General features: G+C 65.6%; 6 protein-coding genes. 4 read left to right on the top strand and 2 right to left on the bottom strand.

Annotation, left to right across the window (positions count from 1 at the left end):
- Positions 1 to 429: 429 nt before the first annotated feature.
- Positions 430 to 855 carry a c-type cytochrome gene (locus tag ACZ9YD_RS13485; RefSeq protein WP_465075783.1) on the bottom strand — a complete coding sequence of 142 codons (426 nt, stop codon included), beginning with the start codon at positions 853 to 855 and terminating at the stop codon, positions 430 to 432.
- Between the two features lie 8 nt (positions 856 to 863).
- The gene (locus tag ACZ9YD_RS13480) at positions 864 to 1,253 is read right to left on the bottom strand and encodes a c-type cytochrome (protein ID WP_465075782.1); all 390 of its coding nucleotides are present in this window, start codon (positions 1,251 to 1,253) and stop codon (positions 864 to 866) included.
- A gap of 255 nt (positions 1,254 to 1,508) precedes the next feature.
- Between ACZ9YD_RS13480 and ACZ9YD_RS13475 the strand changes: the two genes are divergently transcribed.
- From ACZ9YD_RS13475 to ACZ9YD_RS13460, 4 genes are all read left to right on the top strand, one after another.
- Positions 1,509 to 2,627 carry an efflux RND transporter periplasmic adaptor subunit gene (locus ACZ9YD_RS13475; protein ID WP_465075781.1) on the top strand — a complete coding sequence of 373 codons (1,119 nt, stop codon included), beginning with the start codon at positions 1,509 to 1,511 and terminating at the stop codon, positions 2,625 to 2,627.
- Complete coding sequence (locus tag ACZ9YD_RS13470) at positions 2,627 to 6,133, top strand: efflux RND transporter permease subunit (RefSeq protein WP_465075780.1); 3,507 nt, start codon at positions 2,627 to 2,629, stop codon at positions 6,131 to 6,133. The genes ACZ9YD_RS13475 and ACZ9YD_RS13470 overlap by 1 nt, the downstream gene beginning before the upstream one ends.
- Complete coding sequence (locus tag ACZ9YD_RS13465; RefSeq protein WP_465075779.1) at positions 6,130 to 9,216, top strand: efflux RND transporter permease subunit; 3,087 nt, start codon at positions 6,130 to 6,132, stop codon at positions 9,214 to 9,216. Before ACZ9YD_RS13470 ends, ACZ9YD_RS13465 begins: the two co-directional genes overlap by 4 nt.
- 323 nt (positions 9,217 to 9,539) lie before the next feature.
- Positions 9,540 to 9,736, top strand: a 197-nt coding sequence (locus ACZ9YD_RS13460) for a hypothetical protein (protein WP_465075778.1), incomplete at its 3' end; no start/stop codon positions are given.

Raw genomic sequence — 9,736 nt, 5'->3', positions numbered from 1 at the left:
GGCTTCCGCGCTGTCGCGCGGCTTACTTTTGTCTTGGCAAAAGTAAGCAAAACCGTCTTCGCCGGACGCGAGCCGACGCCATGAAGCCGCGTCGGTTCCCTCCGCTCCTCGCCTGACGCGGCACGCAGCCCAAACTCGCTGCGCTCAGACATGGGCTGCTCTTCGGCCACGTCAGGCTCCGGTGCTCGGCTCGCTTTACGGCTCGATTCAAGTCAAAGGCTGAAAGCCGAAGCCGAAGCCAAACTCAAAGCCAAAGCCAAAGCCGAGCAGAAGCCGAGCTGAAGAAAAAATGCACAGACAGACCCGAGACCAAGCCAAAACCTGGTCAGATCAAATAAGAGAAAGACCCTTCAACGCACAACTGGAACGTGCCCGCCGAAACGGACACGCGACATCAAGCGGCGCGAGAACAACGCCGCCGAAACGACTTCAGCGGTCGTGCGCCCCGCGCAGGTCGCGCAGCTGGCTCGGCTGGGCGGCAAAGTACGCGGCGAGATCGGCGATCTGCTGATCGCTCAGGCCGGTCGCCTGCTGCGACATCAGCGCGTGTTCGCGGTCGCCGTCGCGGTAGGCCTGCAGCGAGTGCGCGAGGTAGTCGCGGAACTGGCCGCCGATCTTCGGGTAGGTCGGGTCGATCGGCACGTTGCCGCCCGCGCCGTGGCAGTCGATACAGGTCTGACCGGTCGCCGCACTCTTGACGTTGGCGGCCTGTTCGCCGGCGTCGGCCGTCCCCGACGGCAGGCCGGCGGACGAGCTGCGGGCAGGCTGCGCTTCGGTATCGTGCGATTGGCCACCGCAAGCGGCCAGCAGTCCGGCGAGCACGAAGGCGGGCAGGGCGCGGATTGGACGGAGCATGGCGCCGCTCACTGGGTCAGTCCCGAAAGGAAGGCAGCGATATCGGCGATGTCCTGGTCGGTGAAGCTCTGCGCCTGCGCCTGCATCGTCGGGTGACGGCGGGTGCCGCGCTTGTACTCGTGGAGGGCGTTGACCAGGTACTCGGGCGACTGGCCGCCGATCTTCGGCACGTGATAGTGCGGATAGACGTTTCGGTAGCCGTCGATGCCGTGGCAGCCCTGGCAGGTATACGTCAACTGGCGGCCGGTCTCGGCATGGCCGGTCAACGGCGCATTGGTGGCCGGCGCCTCGGCCGCGGGTGCGGCTGGAGCGGTGGGCGCGGTCGCATCCTGCGCGGACGCGCTCAGGACGGGCGAAGCAAGAAGGAAGCAAGCGGCGAGCATCAGCAGTCGCGTCATCGGGTTATCCGCAATCCTGAATGGCTGAAAGTGCTGTCTGGGAAGCGTGATGCGATTGAGACCCGGCGCAGCAGGCGTTTGCCGCATGAACCGGTGCACAACCACGCCAGTATAGCCACGGCGGCGTCGCAAACCCAATGCGCTGCAACATCGACGCGCGTCGCCACCGGAGGTCACCATGACCTATGGCGCATTCGGTTTGATGCGTTGGTGATATACCTTGCTACAACACCGCAGGGGTCACATCGAATCCACATGTCCACACCGCATGCCTTTAAGTCCGCAGGACGCGTCCTGACTGGCGTTTTTCTTGTCTCCGCTGTCCTTGTCCTCTCCGCGTGCAAGGGAGGTGGTGGCGCCGATGCCAAGCCCGACGACAGTGCCGCCAACCCGGTGCCGGTGGAAACGGAAGCCGTGGCGCGCCAGAGCGTGGCCGCCAGCTACGTGGGCACGGCGTCGCTGGAAGTGCCGCGCGGCGCGGATGTGGTCGCCAAGACTTCCGGCATCGCGCTGGACGTGCTGGTCGAGGAAGGTGACACCGTGCGTGCCGGCCAACCGCTGGTGCGGCTCGATCCCGACCGTGCCCGTCTGGCCGTGCTGCAGAGCCGCGCCGCGATGGGCAAGCTTGAGAACAGCTACCGCCGCGCGCAGCAGCTGGTGGGCCAGCAGATGATCAGCGCCAACGATCTGGACCAGATCAAGTTCGATCTCGACACCGCGCGCGCCCAGCATGAGATGGCGCAGCTCGAACTGTCCTACACCGCGGTGACCGCGCCGATCTCGGGCGTGATCTCGCAGCGCATGATCCGCACCGGCAACTTCGTGCAGATCAACACGCCGATCTTCAGCATCGTCGACAACGCACGCATCGAGGCCACGCTCAACGTGCCCGAGCGCGAACTGCGCGTGCTCAAGCGCGGACAGCCGGTGCGCCTGCAGGTCGATGCGCTGCCGGGCGAAAGCTTCGAAGGTGTGGTCGAGCGTGTCGCGCCGATCGTGGAATCGCGCAGCGGTACGTTCCGTGTGGTGACGGCATTCGCCGGCAACGAGATGCTGCGCGCCGGCATGTTCGGCCGCATCCACATCGATTACGACCAGCGCGCAGACGCCTTGGTGATTCCGCGCAGTGCGCTGCTCGACGAAGGCGACGAAACCGCGGTCTACAGCGTGCGTGACGGCAAGGCGGTGCGCGTGCCGGTGGAGCTGGGTTACATCGACGGCAACCTCATCGAGGTGCGCAGTGGTCTTGAAGAAGGCGATCCGGTCGTCACGGCCGGCAAAGTCGCGCTGCGCGAAGGCAGTACGGTGCAAGTGATCGGTGATGCGCCCGCTGCCGCAGCACCGGCCGCCGCCGCCGCGAGCGACGCGAAGTAATGGCCGGCGCGCCGCACGACGGCCCCGCCGGCGACGGCCCGGCCGCGGATCCGCACGCCGCGCCGCCGGGACGTTTCGATCTCGTCGAGTTCTCCACGCGTCGCCGGGTGACGGTGTGGATGGTCGCGATCAGCATGATGCTGTTCGGCCTGATCGCACTGACCAACCTCAAGGTCAACCTGCTGCCCGACCTCAGCTATCCCACGCTGACCGTGCGTACCGAATACACCGGCGCGGCGCCATCCGAGATCGAGACACTGGTCAGCGAGCCGGTCGAAGAAGCGGTCGGCGTGGTCAAGGGCGTGCGCAAGCTGCGTTCGATCTCGCGTACCGGCCAGAGCGACGTGGTGCTGGAATTCGCCTGGGGCACCGACATGGACCAGGCGAGTCTGGAGGTGCGCGACAAGCTCGAGACGCTGCAGCTGCCGTTGGAAGTGACGCCGCCGGTGCTGCTGCGCTTCAACCCCTCGACCGAACCGATCCTGCGCCTCGCCCTGACCGCCGGCGAGAAGGGCGATGCGGTCGACGAACTCACCCGCATGCGTCGCTATGCCGATGACGACCTGAAGAAGAAGATCGAGCCCGTCGTCGGCGTGGCCGCGGTCAAGGTGGGCGGCGGCTTCGAGGACGAAGTGCAGGTCGATCTCGATCTGCAGCAGATGGCGCGTATCGGCTTGCCGATCGAGAACGTGATCCAGCGCCTGCAGCAGGAGAACATCAATCTGTCCGGCGGTCGCCTCGACCAGGGCACGCAGCGCTACCTCGTGCGCACGGTCAACCAGTTCTCGAGCGTCGAGCAGATCGGAGAGATGTTGGTCGCCACGCAGTCGGGCGGCGACGATGGCGCGGCGAACGCCGCGCAGCAGATGGCGGCGATTGCCGCGGCCAGCGGCTCGCAGGCCGTGCTCGCAGCAGCGGCGTCGGTGCAGAGTGCATCGGGCGCAAGCAGCACGACGATTGCCGGGGGCCGCCCGATCCGTCTGCGCGACATCGCCACCGTGCGTCAGGGCTTCAAGGAGCGCGAAAGCATCATCCGTCTCGGCGGCGCCGAAGCGGTGGAATTGGCGATCTACAAGGAGGGCGATGCGAACACCGTATCGACCGCCGACGCGGTGCAGGCGCGGCTGGACGTGATCCGCAAGGAACTGCCGCCGGACATGACGCTCACCGTCGTCGACGACCAGTCCAAGTTCGTGCGCGCTGCGATCCACGATGTGCGCACCGACGCGGTGATTGGCGGCACGCTGGCCGTGCTGATCATCTTCCTGTTTCTGCGCAGCGGCTGGAGCACGCTGGTCGTGAGCCTGTCACTGCCGATCTCCATAATCACCACGTTCTTTTTCATGGACCAGTTGGGTCTGAGTCTCAACGTCATGTCGCTGGGTGGCCTGGCGCTGGCAACGGGTCTGGTCATCGACGATTCGATCGTTGTGCTCGAAAGCATCGCCAAGGCGCGCGAGCGCGGGCTGGGTGTTCTGGAGGCCGCAATCACCGGCACACGCGAAGTCGGCATGGCGGTCGTGGCGTCGACGCTGACGATCATCGCGGTGTTCCTGCCGCTGGTCTTCGTCGAAGGCATCGCCGGTCAGCTGTTCCGAGACCAGGCGCTGACGATCGCGATCGCCGTCGCGGTCTCGATGCTCGTCGCGCTGACGCTGATTCCGATGATGGCCTCGCTCAAAGGGCGTCCGCCGATGGCATTTCCGGAAGAAGCGCCACATCCGCAATGGCATCCGGAGCGTCGCTGGCAGAAGCCGTTCGCGGCGACCGGGCGCGGCATCGGCGCCGGCTTCCGCGGCGTGCTGTACGGCATTGCCTGGCTGGTAGTGCGCGCGTGGCGCTTCGTGTCGGGTGGCACCAGCCGCGTCATGGGCCGCGCCAGCGACCTGGCAATGTCGCCCTACAACCGCGCCGAACGCAGCTATCTGAAGATGCTGCCGGCCGCGCTGTCGCGTCCGTGGCTGGTGCTGGGCACCGCGACCGCGGTGTTCCTGGTCAGCCTGTTGGCGGTGCCGCTACTCGGCACCGACCTGATTCCGCAACTGGCCCAAGACCGGTTCGAGATGACCGCCAAGTTGCCGCCGGGCACGCCGCTGCGCGAGACCGACCGCATCATGCGCGAGGTGCAGCAGGCGCATACCGGCGACGATGGCGTCGAGCTGCTGTTTGGCGTCAGCGGCAGCGGTACACGGCTGGATGCGAATCCGACCGAGAGCGGCGAGAACATCGGCAAGCTGAGTATCGTGATGCGCGGTGGCGGCAGTCGCGAGTTCGAGGCGCAGCAGACCGAGCGCCTGCGCACGACGATGCAGAAGTACCCGGGCGTCGCGGTCGATTTTGCCCGTCCGCAGATCTTCAGCTTCTCGACGCCGCTGGAGATCGAAATACGGGGTCAGGATCTCGAGGGTCTGGCGAAGGCCGGCCAACGCATGACGGAGCTGCTGCGCGCCAATCCGCATTACGCCGACGTCAAGAGCACGGTGGAGCAGGGCTTTCCCGAGATCCAGATCGTGTTCGACCAGGAACGCGCCGGCGCCTTCGGCCTGACCACGCGTCAGATCGCCGATGCGGTGGTGCGCGCGGTGCGCGGCGAAGTCGCCACGCGCTACAACTTCCGCGATCGCAAGATCGACGTGCTGGTGCGTGCGCAGGAGAACGAACGCGATTCGGTCGACCGCATCCGCAATCTGATCGTCAACCCGGGCAGCGCGTCGCCGGTGCGTCTGGATTCGGTGGCCGATGTGATCGCAACGGTCGGACCGAGCGAAATCCATCGCGCCGACCAGGTGCGTGTGGCGGTGATCTCGGCGAACCTGCGCGGGATCGACCTGGGCGCGGCGGTGAGTGAAGTGCGGCAGATGGTGGCCGAGAATCCGCTCGGTCCCGAAGTCGGCATGCACATCGGCGGTCAGGGCGAAGAGCTCGCTGAATCGATGCGCTCGCTGCTGATGGCGTTCGCGCTGGCGATCTTCCTGGTCTACCTGGTGATGGCCTCGCAGTTCGAATCGCTGCTGCATCCGTTCGTCATCCTGTTCACCATCCCGCTGGCGATGGTCGGCGCGATCGGCGGCCTGCTGCTGACGGGCAATACGATCTCGGTGGTCGCCTTCATCGGGTTGATCCTGATGGTGGGTCTGGTGGTGAAGAACGCGATCATCCTGATCGACAAAGTCAACCAGTTGCGCGAGGCCGGCGTGGCCAAGCGCGAGGCGCTGGTCGACGGTGCACGCTCGCGTCTGCGGCCGATCATCATGACCACGCTGTCGACGCTGTTCGGCTTCCTGCCGCTGGCACTGGCCTTCGGTGACGGCGCTGAAGTGCGCTCGCCGATGGCGATCGTGGTGATGGGCGGTCTGGCGGTGTCGACGGTGCTGACCCTGCTGGTGATCCCGGTGGTCTACGACCTGCTGGATCGCAAGTCCGATGCGTACTACGCCGAACGCGGACGCCGCGCGCGTCTGGGCGCCGCCGCCGATCGTCCCGACGCGGAGGCCAGCGCGACATGAGCATCGCCGAGCTGAGCCTGCGGCGTCCGGTGACCACCATCATGTGCTTCATCTCGATGGTGGTGATCGGCCTGATCGCTTCGGTGCGATTGCCGCTGGAAGCGCTGCCGGACATCTCCGCGCCGTTCCTGGTCGTGCAGCTGCCGTATACCGGCTCGACGCCGTCCGAGGCGGAGCAGAACCTGCTGCGCCCGGCGGAGGAAACGCTGGCCACGATGAGCGGCATCAAACGCATGCGCGGCCAGGCGACGTCGGATGGCGCATTCGTCTTTCTCGAGTTCAGCGACTGGGATCGCAACATCGCGATCAGCGCGTCCGAAGCCCGCGAGCGCATCGATGCGATCCGCAGCGATCTGCCTGACGATTTCCGCCGCTACATGGTGCAGAAGTTCTCCACCAGCGATCAGCCGGTGCTGCGCATGCGCCTGGCGGCGAATGTCGATCTGTCCGGCAGTTACGAACTCATCGACCGTCAGCTCAAGCGCAGGCTCGAACGCGTGCCCGGTGTGGCGCGCGTGGAGATCAACGGCGCGGCGCCGAACGAAGTCGAGATCGCCGTCGATCCCGATCGTCTGACCGCGCACGACATCGAGCTCAATGCATTGGCGACGCGACTGCGCGCGTTGAACTTCTCGGTGTCCGCCGGGCAGATTCTGGATGGCGGCCAGCGCCTGCGCGTGCAGCCACTCGGCGAGATCGAGGATCTGCAGCAGCTGCGCGACCTCGTCATCAACCAGCAGGGCCTGCGCCTGTCGGATGTCGCCGACGTGCGCATGAAGCCGCAGCGCATGGATTACGGCCGCCGTCTGGACGGCCGCGCCGCGGTGGGGCTGGAGATCTACAAGGAGCGCGACGCGAACCTCGTCGAGGTGTCACGCAACGTGCTCGCCGAAGTCGAGGCCGCGCGCAGCGAACCCGGGCTCGAAGGCATCGACGTCAAGGTCATCCAGAACATGGGCGACGAGGTCACGTCCTCGCTGCTGGAGCTGGTCGAAGCTGGCGCGATTGGCCTGGTGCTGTCGATCATCGTGCTGTACTTCTTCCTGCGCCATTGGCCATCGACGCTGATGGTCACGCTGGCGATTCCGATCTGTTTCATCATCACCCTCGGCTTCATGCACTTCTTCGACGTCACCCTCAACGTGCTGTCGCTGATGGGTCTGCTGCTCGCGGTCGGCATGCTGGTCGACAACGCCGTGGTGGTGGTGGAGAGCATCTACCAGGAGCGCGAACGCATGCCCGACCAGCCGTGGCTGGCGTCGGTGCTGGGGACGCGCCATGTTGCGATCGCACTGTCGGCCGGCACGCTGTGCCACTGCATCGTGTTCGTGCCGAACATGCTGGGCGAAACCAACAACATCAGCATCTTCATGAACCAGCTGGCGATCACCATTTCGGTGTCGCTGCTGGCCTCGTGGCTGGTCGCGGTGAGCCTGATTCCGATGATGTCGGCGCGTATGAAGACGCCGCCTGCCGTCGCCAGCCCGAACGGCTTGATCGCACGCATGCAGCGCCGTTACGCGCGCATCCTGCGCTGGTCGCTGGAACATCGCGGCGTCACCGTGCTCTCCATCCTGCTGGTGGTCGCGGTGAGTCTGGTGCCGATGACCAAGACCAAGTTCGACATGTTCGGCGACAGCGGCGGCGGCAAGGAAATCCAGATCTACTACCAGTGGAAGGGCAGCTACAACCTGCAGCAGCGCTCCGACGAAGTCCTGCGTTTCGAGACGTTCCTTGACGAGAACCGCGAGACCTACCGGATCAAGCAGATCTATTCCTGGTTCGGCGAGGGCAATGACTCGGGCACCGTCGTGACGTTCAATGACGATGTCGGCGACACCAGGGCGCTGTCCGAAGCGATCAGCCAGGCATTGCCGAAGTCGGCGCGAGCCGAGGTCGGCGTGGGCGGCGGGCAGGGCGGTGGCGGTGGTGGCGGACAAGGCGGGCAGGGCGTGCAGGTGCAGCTGGTCGGCGACTCGACCCAGGTATTGCGCGAACTCGCCGATGGCGTGATTCCGATGCTGTCCGCCAACCCCGCGCTGCGCGACGTGCGCGTGGAAGCGGGCGACCTCAACCAGGAGCTCACCATCCGCGTCGATCGCGACCGCGCGGCCGCGTTCGGATTCAGTGCCGATCAGGTCTCCAGCTTCATTGGTCTGGCGCTGCGCGGCAGCCAGTTGCGCGAGTTCCGTCGCGGCGAGGACGAAGTGCCGGTATGGGTGCGCTTCGCCGGTGCCGAGCAGTTCAACCAGGCCGACATCGCCAGCTTCATGGTGCGCTCGCCCGATGGTCGCAGCGTGCCGTTGACGAGTCTGGTGGAGATGCGTGTCGAGCCCTCGGCGAGCCGAATCAGCCGTAACGATCGCCAGACCTCGCTGACGCTGCAGGCCAATCTCGCTGGCGAGACCACGATGCCCGACGCCCGCAAGGCGCTGGAGCAGGTGCTCGACACGGTCGCGTTCCCGGCCGGCTACGGCTACAGCTTCTCGGGCAGCGGCTTCGAGGACGACGCGGCGGCGAGCCGGCAGATGATGTTCAACCTGCTGATCGCGGTGATCATGATCTACGTGGTGATGGCGGCGGTGTTCGAATCGCTGCTGTTCCCGGCCGCGATCATGAGCTGCGTAGTGTTCTCGGTCTTCGGCGTGTTCTGGCTGTTCTGGCTGACGGGCACGTCGTTCACGGTGATGGCCTTCATCGGCATTCTCGTGTTGATGGGCGTGGTGGTGAACAACGGCATCATCATGGTCGAGCACATCAACAATCTCAGGCGCCGCGGCATGTCGCGGATCGATGCGCTGGTCGAAGGCAGCCGCGAACGCCTGCGCCCGATCCTGATGACGATGGGTACGGCGATCCTGGCGATGATCCCGATCTCGCTCAGCGACACCGTCGTGCTCGGCGGCCTGGCGTACTCGCCGATGGCGCGCGCGGTGGCGGGTGGTCTGGCGTTCTCGACGGTGGTCAGCCTGCTGTTCCTGCCGACGATCTACGCGATCCTCGACGACATGCGTCACGGCAGCGCGCGCTTGATCCGTCGTGCGCGGCGTGTGCACACGGAGCCTGCTGCTGCGGCAGGCTGATAGGCCTTTCCAAGTACATGGCGCCCGATCGGGCGCCATGTTTTTTTGGCTTTGGCGCTCGCTCTGGCTTTGGCTTTGATTCTGGCATTGGCATTGGCTTTGGCTTTGGCTTTGGCTTCCGGCCTTTGACCTCAATCGAGCCGTAGAGCGAGCCGAGCATTGCAGGGCGACGGGGTCGAAGAGCAGCCCATGTCTGAGCGCAGCGAGTTTGGGCTGCGTGCCCCGTCGCTCGAGAAGCGCAGGGGACCGCCGCGGCTGTATCGCGGCGGATCGCGTCCGGCGATGGGACCTTTTGGTTCCTTTTGGGTCCCTCCAAAAGGGACTTGCACGCGCAGCGGGCAAAAGCCCTGCACTTGCTTCTGTCTTTTGATCTGAGCTTTGGCTTCCGCATCGGCGCTGCGCGCTTCAAAGCAGAACGCGCGATGCGCGAAGATCAAGTACACGGCTTCCGCGCTGTCGCGCGGCTTACTTTTGTCTTGGCAAAAGTAAGCAAAACCGTCTTCGCCGGACGCGAGCCGAC

The organism is Luteimonas sp. AC640a, from assembly GCF_979256585.1.
The sequence above is the reverse complement of the archived record's forward strand: the minus strand, read 5'-3'. Positions and strand labels throughout refer to the sequence as shown.